Origin of the sequence: Streptomyces sp. NBC_00464, from assembly GCF_036013915.1 — a bacterium.
GTDB lineage: Bacteria > Actinomycetota > Actinomycetes > Streptomycetales > Streptomycetaceae > Streptomyces.
The window spans coordinates 4781182-4802209 of the sequence record NZ_CP107899.1; the positions used below are offsets into that span (position 1 = coordinate 4781182).

Below are 21028 nucleotides of genomic sequence, written 5' to 3' on the forward strand. Positions count from 1 at the left end.
AGTGCTCCAGTGAGATGCGGACAGACGTGCGGTGAACGAGCATAGTCCTGCCCTTGAATCGTCCCATTCCGGCTGTCGTGAAGCTCACGGCCCGCACACATATGCCTTTACCGGAGCGGGCGCCTAAAATTGGGTTACTTAACGGTAGTTAGCATCTTGGGGAGTGAGCGTCTTGGCGGGTTCGACCGATTTCGACCTGTACCGTCCGGCCGAGGAGCACGACATGCTCCGTGAGACGGTGCGAGCCCTCGCCGAGGCGAAGATCGCCCCGTTCGCGGCCGCGGTCGACGAGGAGGCCCGCTTCCCGCAGGAGGCGCTGGACGCCCTCACCGCCGCCGACCTGCACGCGGTCCATGTCCCGGAGGAGTACGGCGGCGCCGGCGCCGACGCGCTCGCCACGGTCATCGTGATCGAGGAGGTGGCCCGCGCCTGCGTTTCCTCCTCCCTCATCCCGGCCGTGAACAAGCTCGGCTCGCTCCCCGTGATCCTCTCCGGCTCCGAGGACCTGAAGAAGAAGTACCTGGGCCCGCTCGCCAAGGGCGACGCGATGTTCTCGTACGCCCTCTCCGAGCCCGACGCGGGCTCCGACGCCGCCGGCATGAAGACGAAGGCCGTGCGCGACGGCGACTTCTGGGTCCTCAACGGCGTGAAGCGCTGGATCACCAACGCGGGCGTCTCCGAGTACTACACGGTCATGGCCGTCACCGACCCGACCAAGCGATCGAAGGGCATCTCGGCCTTCGTCGTCGAGAAGTCGGACGAGGGCGTCTCCTTCGGTGCCCCGGAGAAGAAGCTCGGCATCAAGGGCTCCCCGACCCGCGAGGTCTACTTCGACAACGTCCGGATCCCGGCCGACCGCATGATCGGCGAGGAGGGCACCGGCTTCGCCACCGCGATGAAGACCCTGGACCACACCCGCATCACGATCGCGGCCCAGGCACTCGGCGTCGCCCAGGGCGCGCTGGACTACGCCAAGGGCTACGTCCAGGAGCGCAAGCAGTTCGGCAAGCCGATCGGCGATTTCCAGGGCGTCCAGTTCATGCTCGCCGACATGGCCATGAAGCTGGAGGCGGCCCGCCAGCTCACCTACTCGGCCGCCGCCAAGTCCGAGCGCCTCGACTCCGACCTCACGTTCTTCGGCGCCGCGGCCAAGTGCTTCGCCTCCGACGTCGCGATGGAGATCACCACGGACGCGGTCCAGCTGCTGGGCGGCTACGGCTACACGCGGGACTACCCGGTGGAGCGGATGATGCGCGACGCGAAGATCACCCAGATCTACGAAGGCACGAATCAGGTCCAGCGGATCGTGATGGCCCGCAACCTGCCGTAGCGCGCCTGAGCGCCTGCGCAGGCACGTGCGCACCGGAACAACCGGCGCCCCGCACCCGGATCGTCCCGGGGGCGGGGCGTTTCGCCTTCTGGCGTCAGCGTGTTCGGGGCGGACCGCTGCGCCGCGGGTCCACCGGCCTGCGTGGCGGCTTCTCCATCCTGGTCCATTCGAGTCCGAAGCCGTACGCCCGGTCGATCTGCTCGTGCGTGGTCAGATCCGGATGGCCGGGAAACCAGCGGACCTCCCGGCGGACCCGGAAGCCGGCCGCGTCCGGGGTGACGAGGGCTATGGCGCAGGCGGCCGACCCGGCGGGGGAGTCGTCGAGCTGGATCCGGCAGCCGGGGTCGCCCGGCGCGGTGACCGTCGCCGTCGCGCCCAGCCGTCGGAAGTCGGCGGCGCCCTCGTAGAGGTACACGAAGAGCAGCAGCCGGTCGAAGAGCGCGCGGTGCTGCGGATTCACCCGGAGCGTCTCGCCGTCGGACGATTCCCCCGTCCGGTCGTCCTGGTCGAGGGCGACGTACGGCCACGAGGTGAGCGATCCGTAGTCGTCACCCAGGGACTGCACCACCTGGACCGTCCCGTCCTTGAACGAGACGAGGCAGCACAGGTTCACATCGGCGCCCGGCCCCGGCAGCCAGTTGAGATTGGCCTGAAGAGCACCCCTCCCACCGAGCCGGCTGTCCGGCGCGGCCCGTGTCAGCTCGGCCGGACGCGGATCGGTGCTGGTCGTGGAGTCCGGCACGGGTCCCCTTCGCGCACGTCCACTCGGACCGCCCAGCCGGATCACGCCACGCGGTCTGTCATCGGTACCCATGAGGCCCCCCAGCCGGCTGTTCCGTCGGGAACGAGGGTCTGGATTGTATGCCTGAGCCCATGAGCGCTGCGATACGCTCTGCGCCCACAGCGGTACTTGAGGTTTGCGCCGCTGTGCGGGGGACTAAGGCGTTTCGTGATCGCCCGTGAGCGAGAGACGCGAGGTGGGGAGTCCCCTGTGCGTCTCTCAGAGGGATGGGCATGCCCGTAAGCACATTGATGGACAGTCAGGACATCGCCCGCCAGATCAGGGGGCTCGCATCCGAGCCGGGACTGGCCCCCCGGAGTGACGAACTGTCCGCACTGGCCGATGCGTTCACCGGCAAGGGGGCCGCGGATCTGGACCCGTGGGCGGAGCTGGACCTGCTGCACGCGTACGCACGGCCGGAGAGCGTCGGCCTCGTGGGCGGCGGCGCCGAGGAGCATCGGGCGTGGTCCTGGCTGGAGGCGCTGCTCGGGGCGCTGGTCTTCGTACCGCTGATGATGACGTGGTACGGCCTGACACAGGCGTCCAGTGCCTATCAGGCGCTGACCGGCGCCGACCCCAAGTCGGCCTCCAGGCCCTTCCTGCAGTTGTGGCAGTCCGGCTTCGACGGCCATCTGACCGGTGCGTTCACCTTCGGGCACGTCGCCATGGGCGCGACGTGCGCGATCGCGTTGCTCTTCGCGCTCGTACTGGTGCACGGGCTGCGGAAGTCCGCTGTCACCCGCCGCGAGGAGAGTGCGCAACGGGATGCGGAGAAGCTGCGTGCCCGGCTCGTTCCGGTGCTGACGCGCGCTCAACTCGTACTGAACGCACACCGGTTGTCGTCACCGCAACGCTTTGCTGCCGAGCTCACCGAGGCGGCCGCCACGATGACCCGTCTCGGCAACCGTGCGGCCAAGGTGCACAAGGACCTTTCGGCCGCAGCCGTGGTCGTGGGCGGTGCGCTGGAGAAGGCCGAGGGGCGCCTCGCCGGGATCGACAGCTCGGTACGTCCGCTGGAGGACGCGGCGGACCGCATCGCGGAAGCCGTCCGGGACGGCGGCAAGCAGGTCGAGTCCGCGGTGAGCGGCAGCGGCGTCATGGTGCGCAAGGCGCTGGAGGACGTCCGGGACGTCAACGGTGCGGTGCGGGACGTGCTCGACTCGGCCGGCGACCGCGTGGAGGACTCCGTCAACACGCTGGCCGCATCACAGCGTTCGTTCACCACCGGCATCGAGGTGGCCGCCGATGTGTCCGCCCAGGTGCTGAGCCGGCTCGGTGACGTCGCCGAGGAGTCGGCCCGCGGCGTCGCGGCATCGCAGGACGTCGTACGCAGGCTGGCGGACCAGGCGGGAGCGTTGCACGAGGTGGCGGAGCGGTTCGGTGGACTCGTGGACGCCCTGCGGACCGTGCCGGCGCCGGCCGACCGGCGGGGCCGGGCCGCGGTGCGGCTGGAGAAGGCGCCCCAGCCCGAGGACGCCGTCCCGCCGCAGGGAAGCACGCGATGAGGGCGCCCCGCTTCAACCCGCTGCACCTGGCGGGATGGCTCTTCGCCGACATGCTGCTGGTGCTCGCCCTGGTGGCGATGGGGGACCGCGGCGACCCACTGGCAGCCGAGGCGGCGGCGAAGCCCGCGGCCTCCGCATCGGCGAAGCCGAAACCCTCGACCCCTCCGAAGCCCAAGGGTCCGCGTGCGGTGCGGAACAAGCCCGTGAAGGTGTCCATCGACGCAGCGCCGGGGGACCGGCAGCGCATCCAGCAACGGCTGCGTGCGGCGACGGCCGCGTACCGGGGCCGTCAGGCCGCGTTCGTTCTCACCTTCGGGCGGCACGCGGATCCGGGCGCCGGCGGCGCCTACGCCCATGAGGTCAACTCCCTTCTGGCGAAGGCGCGTCCGGACATGTTCAAGGGAGCCACCACGCGCGACTTCTGGAAGGGCGGGTCCTCTTCGGGCCACGCCGACATCGAGATCTACTTCTATACCTACTGACCGGCAACACCGGAGGTACGACCGTGCAGATCCTTCCGTTCTACCTGCTCTGCGACGAGTCGGGCTCGATGTCCGGCGACCCCATAGACGCCATCAACGACGCCCTTCCCGAGCTGCACCACGAGATCAGCACCAACCCGACGGTCGCCGACAAGACCAGGTTCTGCCTGATCGGCTTCTCCGACCACGCCACCGTGCTGCAGTCGCTCGTCGACCTGAGCGACATCGACCAGGTTCCGGCGCTGGCGGCCGGCGGGCTGACCTCGTACGGCGACGCCTTCCGCACCCTGCTGCGGTGCATCGAGACCGACGTGGCCGCGCTCAAGGGGGAGGGGCACGAGGTCTATCGCCCGGTGGCCTTCTTCCTCTCCGACGGCATCCCCACGGACGACGGCTGGGAGCAGGCGCTCAAGGAGCTGGAGCAGTCCCGCTTCTGCCCGAAGATCATCGCGTTCGGCATCGGTGATGCGGAGAGGGCGACGATCGGCCAGGTGGCCAACTTCCGGGCGTTCATCCAGAAGGACGCCGCGGTGTCACCCGCTCAGGCCCTGCGCGAGTTCGCCTCCAGCCTGACCCGTTCCATCGTGCGGTCGGCGAGCAGCATTGCCGCCGACGGCGGATCCGGCTTCACGCTGGCAGTGGACGAGACCGTGCCGGGATTCGCGACCGTTTCGCTCGACAAGCTCTGAGGACGGGATGATGCAGCAGCAGGGGATGGGCGGGGCAACCGGGTCCGGCAGGGACGGCGGGAGCGACGACCCGTTGCAGGACACGTGGAGTTCGGTCGAGGCGATGGTGTCGACCGGGCACCAGCAGCCACCGCAGCAGTTGCCCGGCCCGCTGCCACCCCAGCAGTCACACGCGCAGGTTCCCTCTTCGCCCTCTGCGCCTCCGGCGCGTGTTCCCGCCCCGCCCCTTCCGCCTCCCGCGGCCTCCGCGCGTGTTTCCGCCTCGGCCCACGCTCCCGCGCCCTCCGCGCTCGTCCCCGTGACCGATTCCGCCCCCGTGGCGGAGCCCACGCCAGTGGCAGCACCGGTGGCAGCGCAGCCGGTGCCGCTGCTCGGGGACCCGCGGCACAGCGGGAAGCGGCCCCCCAGCTACGCCCCGATTCCGCAAGGTCTGCGAAGTGCGGGCGAGGACCCGGCCGCGGCGGTCCTGCCCGACATCGTGGTGGACGGTGCGGCTTACGGCCCGCTGACCGTCAGGGCCGCCTCCGTGCGCGGGGACTCCCACCGCTATCTGGGTGAGCCCCGTCAGGACGCGCTGTGCGTCACCCGGATCGGCGGTCCGGACAGTGGGGAGCTGCTGCTGCTCGCGGTCGCGGACGGCGTCGGATCAGCTGCCCGTTCCCACGTCGGCTCCAACGAGGTCTGCCGGCGCGCGGCCGCTTACCTGGACCGGGTGGCGGACAGCCTGCTCGGCGCACTGCGCTCCGGCGACCTGCCCGCCTTCACCGAACTGGCGAACGAGGCGGTCGCCAGCATCGCGGTGCTCCTCGCCGATCAGGCCCTTCGGGAAGGGCACCGGCCGGAGGCGTACGCGACCACGCTCCGGATCTTGCTGGTGCCGCTCGACCCTGCCGTCCGCACCCGCGGATTCATGGCCGTGGGCGACGGCGGAACGGCACTGCTGCGGTCCGGGACATGGCACCTCGACGTCACGCACGAGGAGGACCCGGAGGCGTCGGGGATGATCGACACCCGTACCGCCGCGCTGCCGCTCGCCCGTACCGCGGTCACCCGACTTCTCAGTTGCCTGCCGGGTGACGTACTCGTACTCAGTACCGACGGGCTGTCCACACCGCTGTCCGGGGACCAGGAGATGCGTGACTTCCTGAGGGAGGCGTGGGGGAGCGGTACGGTGCCGGGCCCCGCCGACTTTCTGTGGCAGTCGCAGTTCCGGGTGAAGTCGTACGACGACGACCGGAGCGCGGCCGTGCTGTGGGAGGGTCCCGCGTGAGTGTGCACGACGGCCTGGACGTTCCGTACGCATCGCTGAAGGTGTTCGACAAGATCGGCGACGGCGGACAGGGGGAGGTACACGCGATCGGCGGGCCCGGTGCGCTGCTCTACAAGAGCTACCGGGAGCCGCACAAGGTCGACGGCGGGGCACTGGCCGCACTCGTATCGCTGCGGCAGGCCCTCGGCCCGGCCGACCGCGACCGGCTCGACCGCGAGGCGGCGTGGCCGCTGTGCAGGGTAGTGGAGGGGAACGGGGCCATCGGCTTCCTCATGCACCGGGCGCCCGATGCCATGACCTGGACGACGGCCAAGGGCGAGAGCAAGCTCGTGGAGCTTTCCTACCTGCTGCGGCCCCCGAAGGCCGCCTGGCAGGCGGTCCAGCAGCCCTCGCCGGCCGAGCGGTATGCGCTGGCAGTGGCGCTGGTGGCGCATTTCGAGTGGCTGCACGCGATGGGCCTGGTGATCGGGGACCTTTCCCAGGCCAATGTGCTGTGGACGGTCCGTCCCGCCCCTGCCGCCTATCTGCTGGACTGCGACGGAGTCCGGCTGTCCGGGCACGGCCCGGTGCTTGAGCAGGCGGACACTCCGGACTGGCACGATCCGCTCGCCCCGCCGGGAACCGTATCCGTCGACAGCGACCGCTACAAGGCGGCCCTGATGATCGGTCGCGTGCTGGCCCAGGACGCCTACGTCTCGCCGGGAAAGCCGTTGGTCCCGGTGCCGGGCGTGCTGGACGAACGGCGGGAGTCCGCGGTGCGGCGCCTCTGGCAGCAGGCGGAGGGACCGTGCGGCACCCGCCCAGGACTGGGGCAGTGGCGCACCGCGCTGGCCGGCCGCGACGTGATCAAACTGATCGCCGCCCGCCCGGCCCCGCGCCCGGCGGTCGACCGCTCGAAGTTCGACGGCGAACGTCAACGGGGCACGATCAACTTCCGGGACTGACGGGACTGACGGGACTGACGGGACTGAACGGAGCGGGGTGCGCGGTCGGTCCTGCGGACCCCACCCTGTGCCGTCCTACGCGCCCTCACGCCGCCGGACCAGCTCCGCGATCCAGACGGGCGCGTACGGGGATGTGCAGCCCGGGGGAGTCGGATAGTCCTTGAGCACCTCAAGGCGCTCACCTATGCCGATGGCACGGGCGCGGTATGCGGGGTGCTCGATCCCGATCTGGGCCAGGCAGTGGTTCATCGCCCACTGCAGGCGGTCCGGGGCGTCCTTCATCTCAGCTTCGATGACATCGAGCAGCCCCGCGAGGTCGAGGCCCTCGGGCTTCTTCGCCACGCGCTCGGTGGTCAGCGCCCAGCCGGCACTGGCGACCACCGGATCCGGATCGGCTGACCAGACGAGGCGCAGCTCCTCGGCGTGCGGGCTCTTCTTCACCACGTAGTTCACGAGCCAGTCGTGCACCTTGGGCCGACGCGCCTGGCGCAGCATGACGTCCAGCTCGTCACGCGCGAACGCCTTCGGGCGGCAGATCAGGATCGCCAGCAGTCGCGCCGCGGTGTCACCCGTCGCCCAGAGCTGACGCGCGAGATCCTGCTGCGTCTTCAGCCGCTTCGCGAGCGCGCGCAGCTTGCCGAGGTTCACCCCGTGATCGTCGCCGTGCTTCTCGTTGACCGCGCGCGCCTTGGGGTCTTCGAGCGCGGCGAGCTCGGCCATCACCTCGGCCACTGTCGTACTGGTCACGGGAGCCTTCTGTTCCTCACGTACGGGATTCAGGTTACGACGGGAGGCGTCCGCCCCGGCCTGAGCGCGGGTACTGCCGCCGCCCACGGGGCAGCGGCGCAACCGGCCGGGCGGGGGCTACTGGTCGGCGAAGACTTCTTCGGCGGTGGTGGCGGTGGCGGCGCGTTCGAGCCACTGGTGGACGAGGTGAGTGTCGGTGCAGGCGGTGATCTTCTCGCGGGCCTCTTCGGTGAGCACGATGCCGCGCACGTCCAGGACCAGCAGGAGGCTGTCGGCTCGGCCTTGGGCTCGGCCTTGGTCTCGGATTTCTTCGGACATGAAGGACTTGTAGAAAGAGGTATCCACGGCCACCAGGTTCCTCCATTGTTGTGCGGCCGGGCGGTTGCCCAGGCCTTGTGCGGTGAGCTCGGCGATGGGTTCGGCAATGGTTTCGGGCACGTCGCGGAGTGCGGCGGAGAGTGTTTTCAGTATGGCATCGACGTCCGGATTGTCGGCGTGTGTGATGGCGGCGAGGGTGGCGAGTGCGAGGTCTTTGCGGGCTTCGGCGACGTTGGTGATGACGGGCATGTTGTGGGGTCCGGCGACGAGTGGGTTGAGGGTGAGGGTGGGCCATTGGGGGAGGCCGATGGTGATGGGGGTGGCGGCCCATTGGGCGGTGGTGTGGTCCTGGCAGACGATCAGGAGGAGTACGGGGAGGGCGCCGTATCGGTTGTGGAGGTAGCTGACGTAGTAGGGCCAGCTGGCGGTTTTGCGTGGGTCTTTCTTGCCTTGGGCTTCGATGGCGAGGAGGTAGGGGCCGTCGTGTTGTGTGTCGATGCGTAGGAGGGTGTCGACGCGGCGTTCGACGGGGCTGTTCTCGGTGAGGTCGGTGGGCAGGACCGTTGCGGATGTGGGTGGCGGGATGTCGATGCCGAGTACTTCGGAGACGCGGGAGAAGAGGCCGGGGTACTCCTGGAAGATGCGGTGCATCGCCTCGTGGGGTGAGCTGACCATGGGGTCCGTTCCGGGGGTCGGGTGCCTGTCAGGCGGTTGTGTGCAGGTCGGTGTGTTCGGTCTGGCAGTCGCGGCAGTGGCCGGGGGTGGTGGCGCGGAAGGCGCGGTCGCAGGTGTCGCAGTTCTGGAGTGGGATGACGACGACCTTGCGGCTGGGCGGCGGGGCGAGGTCTGCGGTGCTGGGGAGTGGGGGCGGCAGGAGCGTCAGGATGCGGTGGCGGACGAACTTCGCCGGGTGCTTGACGGGGTTGGGGAGGTCGTTGGTGAGTGCGTGGCGGATGGTGTCGGGGTGGGTGTCGCGCTCGAGCCAGGTGGCGATGCCGGGGGCGAGATCCTTGATGTGGGTGTCGGTGAGGGCGAGTTGGGGTGCGTGGCGGCGTAGGTCGGCGAGGACGGCTGCGGCTGTCTGAGTCAGCCGCCTGGTGGGTGCGAGCGGCTGAGGGAGCGGTGGCTGCGGTGTCCTGGGCGCGGGGGGTGCCGGTACGTGGACGGGTGCGGGGGGCGACGGGGCGGGTGTGGGCTCCGGGCGTGGGGTCGCTGTTGGGGAGTTGGGAGCGGTTTGGGCGGTTCTTGGGGTTGGTTCGGGTGTGGTGGGCGCCTGAATCTCTTCCAACTTTGCGGCTGGGGTGGGTGCGGGCCGAGGTGTGGTGGTGCGGGGGTGGTTGTACGAGGTGGTGCGGGTGACGAAGCGGCCGTCGGGGAGGCGCACGCGGCTGCGGTCGAGGTAGCCCGCGGCTTCGAGTTCGCGTAGGGCGCTGGTGATGCGTGCTTCGCTCTCGGGGAAGCGGTCGGTGAGGACCTTGATGCCGACTTTTGCCCCGGCGGGCAGTGACTGGATGTGTGCGGCGAGCCCGATCGCGATGAGGGAGAGTTCGCGGTTCTGGGCGAGGTGGTTGCCGATGACCGTGAAGCCGGAGCTGTGGCGGATGTTGACGTGGATGACGCCGGATGTCGGCGTGACGTCGGGAAGGGTGCCGGGGGAGCCGGACTGGGCGCACGGGGGCGCGATAACCTGCGGGGTATCCATTGGGAAGGGACTTCTTCCTCGTGGTCAGGCCCCTGCTCGGGATTCTCAGTCCCGGCGGGGGCCGTCTCAGTTCTGTGGTTGTCGCGGCGAGCATATGCCAGCCAACCCGTCCCGAATCCAGCCCAGTTGTCATTGTTCACTCGCGTGGGTGACGCAGGTCAGGACCGGGGTGGGGTGGGGTTTGGTTGGGTCCTTTCACTGAGTTCTTTAAAAGCCTTTAGACGTCGTGGGCAGCCGCGTCGTGGTTCACCGGGTCGTGGTCCCGGGGGTCGTGGGCATTCACGACCCGGTGGGATCGAGCCCTTGCGTACGGTGATTGTCCGGGGCTTGTCCAGTGCCGTCCCGGCTGTCCGGAGTGACGTGCGGGGAACAGAAGCATTGAAGTGGGTCAAGAGCAGCTGCAGCGACAGCAGCAACGGCAGCGAGTGCGTCGAGGTCGCCGCCGCCCCCCGCACCGTCCAAGTCCGCGACTCCAAGAACGCGCACGGCCCCCGGCTCACCTTCGAACCGCAAGCGTGGACGGACTTCGCGGCGTACATGTCGCAGAGCTGAGCCCCCGGGGCCCCGTACGGCCGGTGCGAACCTTCAGCCGGTCCCGGTCGGCGTGATTCGTCCGCAGCTCCGGGCAACCGTGACAGAGGACTCACTATCGACCAATTCCCGGACGGGCACGCGTGGTTGCTTCGCGCCTACAATCCAGCGGTGATCACGCCGACCGGCGTGGACCGAAAGGACCGGCGAGTTGACCACGCACATACCGGGGCGCAGACCCCGGTCCCAGCACAGACGCAACACGAGCCGACGGGCGGCCTCATGCCGTTGAGCGACGACCGACGGCAGGCGAGGACGGTGGCCGACCTCCCCGAACCGCTGGGGAAGCTGCTCTGGCGGCGGCACACCGTCTACCGCGAACGCGGCGGCACCGTGGTGATCCGAGGCGAGGACGCCGGCCGGTGGATCAGCCTCGCCTCCCACGGGTCCGGCCGGGTGCGCATCCGTGCAGGCCGAATCCTGGACGGCGGAACCACCGCCCCGGCCCGAGCCGAGACCACCGTCCCCCTCGACGGCGACATGACCCGTCTCGCGGCCTGCTGCCGCGGCCTGTTGGCCGAAACGGCCGGCGCGAGGGCGGCGGAGGGTGCGACGGCCTCACCGATGACGGACCGGCCGCGGCGAGGGCCCCGGAACGGCAGGCGCAGGCAGGGGACGGCCGTCCTCGTCTGCGCCGCCGTCGTGGTCGGGCTGATCGCCGTCTCGATGCTCGGCTGAACCGAGAGACGGCGGGGCGGTCCGGTGGCGTACCTTCCCTGTTCATGACGGACATCGACAAGCTCACCGGCCTGTTCGAGGCGCTGGGCGCAGACGACGCCGCGGGCTGGGCCGACTCGGAGGCCGAGGAGAACATCCCTCAGCTGGCCCGGTACCGGTTCCTGCGCATGGTCTGGCAGGACATCGACGCGTGGAGCTCGGCGGCCCCCGACTGGATCGCGGCCTACCGGAAGGAAGGCCTGGCGAGCGGGGCCGTCGAGCGGGCGGTCCGGCTCGGGCTGACACCCGGTGAACTGGGGGAGATAGCCCGGGAGGTGGCGAAGGAGACCGCGTTCGGTCTCCTCTACGGGCTGGCAGACCCGGCGGACGGCGATCTGCCGCCCCAGGTCGAGGCGCAGCTGCCCGGGTGGCGCCTGGCCGAACTGTCGCCGGAGGGGAAGCCGACGGGGCGGATTCTGGACGCGCTCTACGAGGACCTGGACGAAGTGGAGCCGCAAGGCCCGACCGGAGGTGCCGTATGACCGCGTTCGACGTGAGCGAGCGGCGCATCTGGGGCGGGCGGGCCGAGAGTTACGCCCGCACCTTCGCCCGCCTCTGCGCCCATACGGTCCCCGACCTGCTGGACGCCGCAGTCGTCGGCGCCGGGACGCGGCTGCTCGACGTGGGCTGCGGCAGTGGCAGCGTGACGGTGGCGGCCGTCGGACGGGGTGCGGTCGTACGGGCCGTGGACGCCGAAGCCGGCATGGTCGCGGCCACCCGGCGGGCGGCGCCCGGAGTCGAGGTGCGCACCGGTACGCTGCCCCAGCTTCCGTACCCCGACGGCGAGTTCGACGCCGTCGTGGCGAACTTCGTGCTCAACCACGTCGGCCGGCCGCTGGAGGCCCTCGTGGAACTGCGCCGGATCACCCGCCCCGGCGGCCGGATCGCCGTCACCATCTGGCAGGCGCCGTACGCTCCCGGCCAGGCGCTGATCGGCCGTGCCGCCGCGGCCGCCGGACTGACCCGGCCCGACTGGCTGGCCACGGTCGACGAGGAACACAACTTCCCGCGCACCCCGGACGGGCTGGGCGCCCTGTTGACGTCGGCCGGACTCGGGGACGTACGCAGCGCACCGCTGTCCTGGGACCACCGGGCCGACGCCGACGACTGGTGGGCCGGGCCCGCGTCCGGTGTCGCCGCGACCGGGCAGCTGGTCAACAGCCGTGGACCGGAGGGGGTGGCCGCCGCGAAGCGGGAGTACGACGTGATGTGCGAGGAATTCGTGGGCGAGGACGGGCTGTTGGTGCTGCCGCATGTGGCGGTGCTGGCCCACGGGAAGGTGTAGGCGCACAGCACGGGGTCCGGACGGTTCGGTTCAGCCGTCCGGGCCCCGTGCGATGTTCCGATGTGTACGGTCAGCTACCGGTGACCGTGACCTTCTCGTCGTTGTTGAGCTGCTCGACCAGCTGCTTGACCTTGGCCTTGTCCCAGAGCAGGTTGCCACCGCTGGAGCCGGAGATCGGAATGTTCAGCGACGCGCCGTCACCACCCGTGACGCCCTTCATCGCGAAGAACATCTGGCTCAGGTCCCAGAGGGACATGTCCTTGTCGACGACGAGGGTGTCGAGACCGGCGCCCATCGTCGGGTACAGCTTGAACGGGTTGATGATCGTCGACGGTGTCGCCGTCTGGCTCGCCAGTGCCGCGAGGAACTTCTGCTGGTTCTTCGTACGGTCCAGGTCCGAGGTGAAGGCGTGCCGGGTCCGGACGAAGGCGAGGGCCTGCTGGCCGTCGAGGGTCTGCTTGCCGGCCTGGAAGTCGGCGCCGGAGTACTTGTCCTTGAACGCCTTGGGGATGTCCAGCTCCACGCCGCCGATCGCGTCCACGATCTTGGCGAAGCCGCCGAAGCCGATCTCGACGTAGTGGTCGATGTGCAGCCCGGTGTTGAACTCGACGGTACGGACGAGGAGCTCGGGGCCGTCCTCGGCGTACGCGGCGTTCAGCTTGGTCGTACGGCCCTTGCCCTCGTACCTCTTGCCGGAGTCGGAGCCGACGAAGGACGGGATCTCGACGTTCGAGTCGCGGGGCAGGGAGACCAGCGTCGGGCCGTTGGAGCCGTCGTGCAGGATCATCATCGAGTCGGTGCGCTTGCCCTCGGCGGAGCCGGTGTGCAGCTTCTTCTTGTCCTCGGCCGTCATGCCCTCGCGGCTGTCGGATCCGACGATCAGATAGTTCGTGCCGTCTCCCGACTCCGGCCGCTCGATGACCTTGGACAGGTCGACGTCGCGCTTCAGCTTGGAGTCCGCCCAGAAGTACGTACCGATGGAGACGGCGAGCACCACGACCACGAGGCTCAGTACGCCGATCTTGATCCGGCGGCGCCAGTCGGGCGCGGCCGCCGGGCGGCCCTGTACGTAGCCGCCGTCGCCGGGTCCGCGACCGCCGCCGCTGTGACCGCCGCCACCGCCGCCGCCGTAGACCTGGCCCGTGTTGTAGCCGCTGTCGTACTCGGGGGCGTCGCCGTAGCCGCCGGGCTGCTGCGGCACCGGTCGCTGCCTCGGCGGCGCCGGGCGCTGCTGGGGCGGGGCGGGGCGGCGCTGGATGTGCGGCATCGAGCGGGCGCTCTCGGGCCGGTCGCTCGCGCTTCCCTGCCCGTAGCGGTTTCCGCTGCGGTTGTCGCCGTTCCAGCCCTCGGGCCTATCGTTCATGCGATCCAGTGTGCAGGTCCGGGCCACTGCTATTACAGGGTGTGAGGGAAATCGGACCAGGGCTGTTGCGAAGCTGATGCATTGCGACGCTCTCCGGGCCCCCGCATAAGGTGGAGGGCATGACAGATCAGGCCACGAGCCCGGAATGTGACATTCCGGGCAAGCCCACCGCAGCCTCCCGGACCACCCTCAGCCACATCATGACCGGCAGCGACACGAACCTGCTGGGTACGGTGCACGGCGGCGTGATCATGAAGCTGGTCGACGACGCGGCGGGCGCGGTGGCCGGCCGGCACTCCGGCGGCCCCGCGGTGACGGCCTCGATGGACGAGATGGTCTTCCTGGAGCCGGTCCGCGTCGGTGACCTTGTTCACGTCCGCGCCCAGGTGAACTGGACCGGCCGCTCCTCCATGGAGGTCGGCGTCCGGGTCATGGCCGAGCGGTGGAACGAGTCGACCCCGGCCCAGCAGGTCGGCAGCGCGTATCTGGTGTTCGCCGCGGTCGACGCGGACGGCAGGCCGCGCCGGGTGCCGCCCGTGATCCCGGAGACGGAGCGCGACAACCGGCGCTACCAGGAGGCGCAGATCCGGCGCACCCACCGCCTCGCCCGGCGCCGCGCGATCAAGGAACTGCGCGAGAAGCGCGCGGCCGACGGCATCGAGGACTGAGCTCCCGGTCCGCGCAGCCGACGGCACCGAGGACTGAGCCCCGCTCCGCGCAGCCGACGGCGCCAAGGGACGGGCCCCGGTCCGCGCAGCCCCCTATGGGCAGACCACCTCGTCGCCCTTCACCGCGCCGAACCTGCCCGGATCGGGCTCCTCGGCCCGGACCCGCTCCACCTTGCGGTAGTCCGCGCCCGCCGTCACCTTCATCGTGCCGCCCTGCCCCTTCACGGCCTTCAGCTCGGCCCCCGGCAGCGCCGCCGCCAGTGACTTCGCGGACCGGTCCCAGCGCGGGTCGTACGTGACCAGGGTGTGCTTGAGGTCGCGCTGCGGCGCGGTGAGCGGGGCGCGGGTGGTGTCGAAGCCCGTGGCGTGCAGCGCGGCGTCGACCGTGGAGCCGAGGCCGTCCTTGGGGGTCCCGTTGTAGACCTGGACCCGGATCTGCTTCGGCGGGACGTCGACCTTCTTCGCCGGCGCCTGCTTGGGCCGCGCGACGGTCAGCGGCTTGTCGTCCCGCAGCGCCTGGAACAGCTGCTTGGACTTCTTCGCGTCCCACTTGACCGTCGAGCCGATGCCCTTGACCTGGTACGCGACGTCCCCCATCGGCACCGAGGTGAATTCCGACGAGGCGGCGGAGAAGCCCCGCATCGCCTGGCCGAGATCCAGCATCTGCTCCGTACCGAAGCCCTTGTCGGCCCGTACCGACTTCAGCATCGTCGAGGCGACCTCCCGGAACTTCACCGGGTTCAGCAGCACCCCGCTGCTCGTCGCCTGCTTGATCAGCGAGGCCATGAACTTCTGCTGGCGCTGCATCCGGCCCAGGTCGGCGGCGCCGTCGATGTGCCGGGAGCGTACGTACTGGAGCGCCTGGCCGCCGTCCAGCTCATGGGTGCCGGCCGCGAGATCGAGACCGGTGTAGGAGTCCTTCATCGGCCGGGCGGTGCAGATCTTCACGCCGCCCAGGGTGTCGACGGTCGTCATGAAGCTGGTGAAGTCGACCTCCAGATAGTGGTCGATCTTGACGCCCGTCATGTGCTCGACCGTCCGCACGGTGAGATTCGGCCCGCCCTCGGCGTACGCGGCGTTCAGCTTCACCGGGTGGGCCGCGTGCTCCTTGCCCGTCGTCGCGTCCCGGTGCTCGGGGATCTCGGCGTAGCTGTCGCGTGGCAGGCTGACGACGCTGGCACGCTCCTTGTCCGCCGACAGATGCACCAGCATGATCGTGTCGGTGCAGTGGCAGGGTGCGCCGCCCAGCCGGTACTTCTTCTTCTCCTCTGCGGTGATCTTGTCGCGGCCGTCGGTGCCGACCAGCAGCATGTTCATGCCGGTGCCGCCCGCAGGCCGGTTCTTCATGTCCTTGAACGGGTCGATCCGGTCGATCCCGGACTCCAGATTGGTCACCACGGCGTGGCCGATGCCGCCCGCGCCGAGCACCAGCACGGAGAGCGTCGTCGCCACCCGCATGCCCCAGCGTGGTCTCTCGTCCTGCTTCTTCCTGGGCCGTCCGGGCTGCGGGGGAGCGGCGCGGGGCCTCGGCGGACGGGGGGAGCGGTGCGGCGTGGGCACGGGGGGACACCTCCGCGGTGCAAGGGGGACCTTTCGCACAGTAGGCCCATACGATCTGCATCCCGGGCAGCAGGCGGGCGGCGCGCGCCGGTGTCCCCCATTCGCGGTAACGTGGCGGCCGAATACCGCCGCCTGGTGGGGTGCGAGACCCCCGGCGCTCCCGAGGACCCCCCGAGGACCACATGTCTGCCGCGCAGCACCCCGCCGTCTCCGTGATCATGCCGGTACTCAATGAGGAGCGGCACCTCCGGAACTCCGTCCGGCACATCCTGGAGCAGGAGTACGCCGGTGAGATGGAGGTGGTGATCGCGCTCGGCCCGTCCACGGACCGTACGGACGAGATCGCCGCCGAGCTGGTCGCGGAGGACCCCCGGGTCCAGACCGTGCCGAACCCCACCGGCCGCACCCCCGCCGCGCTCAACGCCGCGATCAAGGCCTCCAGTCACCCGATCGTGGTGCGCGTCGACGGCCACGGCATGCTCTCGCCGAACTACATCGCGACCGCCGTCCGGCTCCTGGAGGAGACGGGCGCGCAGAACGTCGGCGGCATCATGCACGCCGAGGGCGAGAACGCCTGGGAGGACGCCGTCGCCGCGGCCATGACGTCGAAGATCGGCGTCGGCAACGCGGCCTTCCACACCGGCGGCGAGGCGGGACCGGCGGAGACCGTGTTCCTGGGCGTCTTCCGCCGCGAGGCCCTGGAGCAGGCGGACGGGTACAACATCGAGTTCATCCGTGCCCAGGACTGGGAGCTGAACTTCCGCATCCGCGAGGCCGGCGGCCTGATCTGGTTCTCGCCCGAGCTGCGCGTGCAGTACCGCCCGCGTCCCTCCGTCCGGGCGCTCGCCAAGCAGTACAAGGACTACGGCCGCTGGCGCCACGTCGTCGCCCGTTACCACCCCGGCTCGATCAACCTGCGCTACCTGGCCCCGCCGACCGCCGTCGTCGCGATCGCGGCCGGTCTCGTGGTGGGCGCGGCCGTCACCCCGTGGGCGCTGGTCGTTCCGGCCGGTTACGTCGCGGCCATCGTCGCCGGGTCCCTCCCGGCGGGCAAGGGCCTGTCGCTGAAGGCGCGGGCGCAGATCCCGGTCGCGCTGGCGACCATGCACATGTCGTGGGGCTACGGCTTCCTGACCAGCCCGCGCTCCCTGGCGAAGCGCGTCATCGCCAGCCGCCGCCCGGCGATCACGGAGCCGAACACGCCGGTGGCCTGAGCCGCCGACCGTACGAGAGGGGGCGCCCGGTTCGCCGGGCGCCCCCTCTCGTCTGTCCCGCGCGTCCGCTACATCTGGCGGTACGGCCAGTACACGTCCATGCAGTCGTCCGTCTTGGCGCCGTTGACGGACTCGGTGCCTTCCAGCGGGTCGCTGTCGTCCTCCACGGCCTTCGGGAACGTGGAGCCGGTCCGCCAGTCCGAGCCGACCGTGAGCGTCAGCCCCGCTCCGTCCGGTGTCTCCGTCACGGCACTGGCCGGCATCCCGAGCGCCTTGGCGACGGACAGCGCGTCCGACTTGCCCTGGGCACCGGCGCTGTGCGGATAGGTCACCTCGGTCGTCGCCGCGGACCCGAGCTCGGTCGAGGTGTCCGCCTCGCTGAAGCCCTTGGCCTTCAGCATGTCCCGGACGACCCCGGCGCGACCTTCCGTGGCCGCCTGGCCATCGCCGGCGGTGCCGTTGACGACGGTCACACCGAGCGAGGCGGGGGCGCCGGCCTTCGGGCCGGCCTTCACCTTCTTCGCCGCCGCGGCGCGGTCCTTGGGGTCGAGCGACTGGTCGTCGCGCAGCAGCGCCCAGAGCTTCTCGGAGGCGCCGGGCTTCGGCAGGACGTGCGCCTCGGGGTTCTTCGGGTCGGGGATCCGCGGCATCGTCAGCATGTTCAGCTTGTCCATCGGCACGTTCTTGAGCTGCATGCCGAGGTCGAACAGCTTCTTCACCGTGCCGATCTCCTCCGAGACCTGGAGCGACTTGGTCGCGGTCTCGGCGAGGTTCATCAGACGCCCGGTGTCCGTGAACGCGTTCTGATTCTTCAGCTCACGCATGACGGAGTTCAGATACATGTGCTGGGCCTTGGACCGGCCGAAGTCGCTCTCGAAGGCGTGCCGGGTGCGCAGCCACTTCAGCGCGTCCTCGCCCTGGATCTTGTGCCGGCCCTTCGTCAGCCTCAGGTGCGAGCCACCGGGCACGTTCGGCTTGGACACGTCGTTGACGTCCTGCTTCACACACACCCAGGCGCCGCCCACGGCGTCCGCCATGTCCACCACACCGGCGAAGTCGACCATCATCCAGTGGTCGATGTAGACCTTGGTGAGCTGCTCCCAGGTGTCCAGCGTGCAGCCGGGGCCGCCGCGGAGCGACTCGTTGATGATGCCGTTGGTGGCGGCGTACTTCTGGTGGGTATCGGGGTTCTCGCAGGCCGGGATGTCCACCCGGGTGTCCCGCGGGATGCTGATGACCGAGGCGTTCTTCCGGTCGGCCGACACGTGGAGCAGCATCTGCACATCGGCGAGCGGGGTGTTGCCGACGCTCTTCTTCGAGCCGCCGAGCTTCAGGTTCTCCGCGCTGTTCCGGCTGTCGGAACCGATCAGCAGGATGTTCAGCGGGGTCTGGCCCGCGGCGTTCGGCGCCTTCTTCTTCGCCCCGCTGTTGCCCGCACTGCGCTCCCCCTTGCGGAGGTTGCTGTTCAGGTGCTCGTACCAGAGATAACCGGCCGCGCCGGTGCCGAGTATGAGGAACGCGAGGGAGAAGGCTATCCAGCGCAGTACGCGGTGCTTCTTCCGCTTGGGGGCGCGGCGGGGCCGGCCACGGCGTCCGCCGTGGCTCCCGGCGCGATGGCCGCCGCCCCCGCTTCCTGCGGACTCCGGTTTCGCGGCGTCCCCGCCGCCGTCACCGTCCTTGTCCTTGCCCTCGTAGAGGCCGTCGTCCCAGCCGAGTTGGCCGGCATGCCGGACGCGTGGTCGCGTCCCCTCCCCGGGCGTACTGCTCCGTCCCACCAGGACCCCCCTGCTGTTCAGACTCGCGGTATCGCGCAGTGACCGGGTGTCACTTGGCGCACTCTGCCTTGTCGGCGCTGGCCTTCGGAATGTCGATCTTCGCCGGGCCGGTGATGGGGGTGCCCGCGCCCTTGAAGTCGGCCCCCAACGTCAGCACCATCGCCTGCAATCCCACGGCATCCTTGGTGCCCGGCTTCATTGCCGAGGCGGGAAGCCCCATCATCTCGGCGAGCGCCCGGGCCTGGTCGGCCTGGTTCGGTGCGTACGCGAGCGTCGTCTTGGCAGCCTTCGCCGGGGCGTTGGCCTTGTTCGTGGACTTCAGGACGCCCTTGTCGTTCTGCAGCCAGGTGACGGTCTGCTGGGCGGCGCCGGAGATCCCGCCACCGTTGTAGACATCGACACGGACGTCGGCAGCTGCCGCCTTGGTTCCCTTGAGGAGCGCGTCCTGCTTGATCTTGGCGGCCTTCTTCTGCGCGGCCACCTCGGTCAGCGAGGTGTCCTCCTGCATCATCGAGAGCAGCTGGGGCGACTTCACCGGGTCCACGACCACCGTGATCGGCGTCGGCTCCGCCGGGTTGTCGATCACCGGCAGCGTGACGAACGTGATGTTCTTCGTGTCGATCTTGGTGAGCTCCTTGGCGAGCGAGCTCAGCTTCGGTACGGAGCCGATGGCGGAGTCGACCGTCAGCGCCTTGGTCGCCGAGTCCGCCAGCTTGAACAGCTTCGTCGGGCTGGTCAGCGTGTCGTCCGACTTCATCTGCCGGATCATCGAGCCGATGAACTGCTGCTGGCCCTTGATCCGGTCGAGGTCGCTCCCGTTGGCGTAGGCGTGCCGGGTCCGTACGAACGCCAGCGCCTGCTCGCCCTGAACGGTGCTCGGGCCCGCCGGCAGGTCCAGGTGCGACTTCTCGTCCTTGACCGCGTGGGCCAGGCAGATGTCGACGCCGCCGACCGCCGTGGACAGTTCCTTGACCGCGTTGAAGTCGACCATCATGAAGTGGTCGACGGTCAGCCCGGTGAGTTCCTTGACGGTGTCCATCGTGCAGCCCGGGTCGCGGCCGTCCTGGCCGAGGCTGGTGTTGAAGCGGACGTTCTGGGTGCCCGGGATGGTCTTCTCCGAGCCGTCCTCCTGCTTGGTCTTGCAGTCCGGGATGTTGGTCATGAGGTCGCGGGGGATGCTCATCGCCGTGGCGTTGGTGCGGTCCTTGGACACGTGGAACAGGATGTTGGTGTCCGCGTGGCCGACGCTGCCCGAGTCGCCGTAGCCCTCGTTGCCCTTGCCGGTGCGCTTGTCCGTACCGATGACCAATATGTTGAGGGGCGCGTTGGCCGTGATGACGTCCTTGTTGCCGCGGTCGCCGATGTCCACGGTGCTCAGGTTGCCGTTGAAGTGCTGGTACAGCCAGTACCCGCCGGCCGAGACACCGACGAGCAGGAAGGCCATCACGCCGCCCGTCCAGAGCAGCGCCTTCTTGCGGCGGGCCTTCGGGGCCTTGCGCTTGCGCCGGCCCGTGCTGTTCTCGGCGGGTCCGGAAGCCTCCTGGCCGCGCGGGCCGGAGGCCGAACGGCGGCCGCCCTGCCGCGGCACCTCACGGCCGCGACGCGCACCCTCGCCCGCCGCACCGCGACGCTCGCCGTCGCCGTTGGCACCGCGACGCTCGCCGTCGCCGTTGGCACCGCGACGCTCGCCGTCGCCCTCACGGGGAGCACCTCTGCGCCCGGAACTCCGCGGAGCCGAAACCCCTGACGCTCTGCCCGAATCCGCTCCGGAATGATTCAGTCGCAGTTCGTAGTCGCCGGTGTCCGGGTTGAGAACCCATTGGTCTGCGGGATCGATTTCTTCCGCCCGCCCACGGCCTTGTGCATCCACGGTCGCTTGAGTCCTCCGTCGGTGCCACGCGAGGCGCCTCCCCCGATAAGGCGCTCAGTCTTTCGCTCCGGAAGTGCGCGGCCAGGTGGCCGGTAGCACCGGATCGCGTCACACTATCCGTCCCGTTCGCCGTCGAGCGACGGGCGTGACATATTCCACGACCCTTACAACCGGGCATTCTTCCCATTGCACGCCGAACGCTGTTGTCCGCTTGGTC

The 21028-nt window shown here is 69.9% G+C and carries 20 protein-coding genes; 12 read left to right on the plus strand and 8 right to left on the minus strand.

The window, feature by feature from the left end:
• Positions 1-172 precede the first annotated feature (172 nt).
• Positions 173-1330: an acyl-CoA dehydrogenase family protein gene (locus OG912_RS21575; RefSeq protein ID WP_219570827.1), complete on the plus strand. Its 1158-nt coding sequence runs from the start codon at positions 173-175 to the stop codon at positions 1328-1330.
• A gap of 94 nt (positions 1331-1424) precedes the next feature.
• Here OG912_RS21575 and OG912_RS21580 read toward each other — a convergent pair whose 3' ends face one another.
• A complete protein-coding gene (locus OG912_RS21580) occupies positions 1425-2072 on the minus strand; it encodes a tellurium resistance protein TerA (RefSeq protein WP_327710839.1) in 648 nt (215 codons plus the stop codon).
• 272 nt (positions 2073-2344) lie between these two features.
• Here OG912_RS21580 and OG912_RS21585 point away from each other — a divergent pair, with 272 nt between their 5' ends.
• The 5 genes from OG912_RS21585 to OG912_RS21605 all read left to right on the plus strand — a co-directional run bounded on the left by OG912_RS21585 (position 2345) and on the right by OG912_RS21605 (position 7001).
• Positions 2345-3616, plus strand: coding sequence for a methyl-accepting chemotaxis protein (locus OG912_RS21585; protein ID WP_327710841.1), 1272 nt, complete (start codon positions 2345-2347; stop codon positions 3614-3616).
• Entirely contained in the window at positions 3613-4098 is a 486-nt protein-coding gene (locus tag OG912_RS21590) for a hypothetical protein (RefSeq protein ID WP_327710842.1), read from the plus strand. Before OG912_RS21585 ends, OG912_RS21590 begins: the two co-directional genes overlap by 4 nt.
• Positions 4099-4121: 23 nt before the next feature.
• Positions 4122-4787, plus strand: a complete 666-nt coding sequence (locus OG912_RS21595) for a vWA domain-containing protein (protein WP_327710843.1) — start codon at positions 4122-4124, stop codon at positions 4785-4787.
• A 298-nt stretch (positions 4788-5085) separates the two neighbouring features.
• Positions 5086-6057, plus strand: a complete 972-nt coding sequence (locus OG912_RS21600) for a protein phosphatase 2C domain-containing protein (protein WP_327710845.1) — start codon at positions 5086-5088, stop codon at positions 6055-6057.
• The gene (locus tag OG912_RS21605) at positions 6054-7001 is read left to right on the plus strand and encodes a hypothetical protein (RefSeq protein WP_327710847.1); all 948 of its coding nucleotides are present in this window, start codon (positions 6054-6056) and stop codon (positions 6999-7001) included. Before OG912_RS21600 ends, OG912_RS21605 begins: the two co-directional genes overlap by 4 nt.
• A 75-nt stretch (positions 7002-7076) precedes the next feature.
• Here the strand turns inward: OG912_RS21605 and OG912_RS21610 are convergent, their stop codons facing one another.
• From OG912_RS21610 to OG912_RS21620, 3 genes are all read right to left on the minus strand, one after another.
• Positions 7077-7721, minus strand: a complete 645-nt coding sequence (locus OG912_RS21610) for a DNA alkylation repair protein (RefSeq protein WP_327713504.1) — start codon at positions 7719-7721, stop codon at positions 7077-7079.
• Between the two features lie 144 nt (positions 7722-7865).
• Positions 7866-8741 (minus strand): hypothetical protein, encoded by an 876-nt coding sequence (locus OG912_RS21615; protein ID WP_327710849.1) that lies wholly within the window; start codon positions 8739-8741, stop codon positions 7866-7868.
• A 28-nt stretch (positions 8742-8769) separates the two neighbouring features.
• On the minus strand, positions 8770-9768 hold the full coding sequence (locus tag OG912_RS21620) for a helix-turn-helix domain-containing protein (RefSeq protein WP_327710851.1): 999 nt from the start codon (positions 9766-9768) through the stop codon (positions 8770-8772).
• Between the two features lie 378 nt (positions 9769-10146).
• Between OG912_RS21620 and OG912_RS21625 the strand changes: the two genes are divergently transcribed.
• From OG912_RS21625 to OG912_RS21640, 4 genes are all read left to right on the plus strand, one after another.
• Positions 10147-10320: a DUF397 domain-containing protein gene (locus OG912_RS21625; RefSeq protein ID WP_327710852.1), complete on the plus strand. Its 174-nt coding sequence runs from the start codon at positions 10147-10149 to the stop codon at positions 10318-10320.
• Between the two features lie 267 nt (positions 10321-10587).
• Positions 10588-11037, plus strand: coding sequence for a hypothetical protein (locus OG912_RS21630; RefSeq protein WP_327710853.1), 450 nt, complete (start codon positions 10588-10590; stop codon positions 11035-11037).
• A gap of 44 nt (positions 11038-11081) precedes the next feature.
• Positions 11082-11558, plus strand: a complete 477-nt coding sequence (locus OG912_RS21635; RefSeq protein ID WP_326736539.1) for a hypothetical protein — start codon at positions 11082-11084, stop codon at positions 11556-11558.
• Positions 11555-12361, plus strand: coding sequence for a class I SAM-dependent methyltransferase (locus OG912_RS21640; protein WP_327710854.1), 807 nt, complete (start codon positions 11555-11557; stop codon positions 12359-12361). Before OG912_RS21635 ends, OG912_RS21640 begins: the two co-directional genes overlap by 4 nt.
• A gap of 70 nt (positions 12362-12431) precedes the next feature.
• Here the strand turns inward: OG912_RS21640 and OG912_RS21645 are convergent, their stop codons facing one another.
• Complete coding sequence (locus OG912_RS21645) at positions 12432-13724, minus strand: LCP family protein (RefSeq protein ID WP_327710855.1); 1293 nt, start codon at positions 13722-13724, stop codon at positions 12432-12434.
• 119 nt (positions 13725-13843) lie between these two features.
• On the opposite strand from OG912_RS21645, the gene OG912_RS21650 reads away from it, so the two are divergent.
• Positions 13844-14392 (plus strand): acyl-CoA thioesterase, encoded by a 549-nt coding sequence (locus OG912_RS21650; RefSeq protein ID WP_326736536.1) that lies wholly within the window; start codon positions 13844-13846, stop codon positions 14390-14392.
• Positions 14393-14485: 93 nt separating this feature from the next.
• Here the strand turns inward: OG912_RS21650 and OG912_RS21655 are convergent, their stop codons facing one another.
• Positions 14486-15952 carry an LCP family protein gene (locus OG912_RS21655; RefSeq protein ID WP_443061003.1) on the minus strand — a complete coding sequence of 489 codons (1467 nt, stop codon included), beginning with the start codon at positions 15950-15952 and terminating at the stop codon, positions 14486-14488.
• Positions 15953-16134: 182 nt separating this feature from the next.
• On the opposite strand from OG912_RS21655, the gene OG912_RS21660 reads away from it, so the two are divergent.
• On the plus strand, positions 16135-17166 hold the full coding sequence (locus tag OG912_RS21660) for a glycosyltransferase family 2 protein (RefSeq protein WP_327710856.1): 1032 nt from the start codon (positions 16135-16137) through the stop codon (positions 17164-17166).
• Between the two features lie 68 nt (positions 17167-17234).
• Here the strand turns inward: OG912_RS21660 and OG912_RS21665 are convergent, their stop codons facing one another.
• Both OG912_RS21665 and OG912_RS21670 read right to left on the minus strand, forming a co-directional pair.
• Positions 17235-18941 (minus strand): LCP family protein, encoded by a 1707-nt coding sequence (locus OG912_RS21665; RefSeq protein WP_327710857.1) that lies wholly within the window; start codon positions 18939-18941, stop codon positions 17235-17237.
• Positions 18942-18990: 49 nt separating this feature from the next.
• Positions 18991-20811 (minus strand): LCP family protein, encoded by a 1821-nt coding sequence (locus tag OG912_RS21670; protein ID WP_327710858.1) that lies wholly within the window; start codon positions 20809-20811, stop codon positions 18991-18993.
• Between the last annotated feature and the right edge of the window lie 217 nt (positions 20812-21028).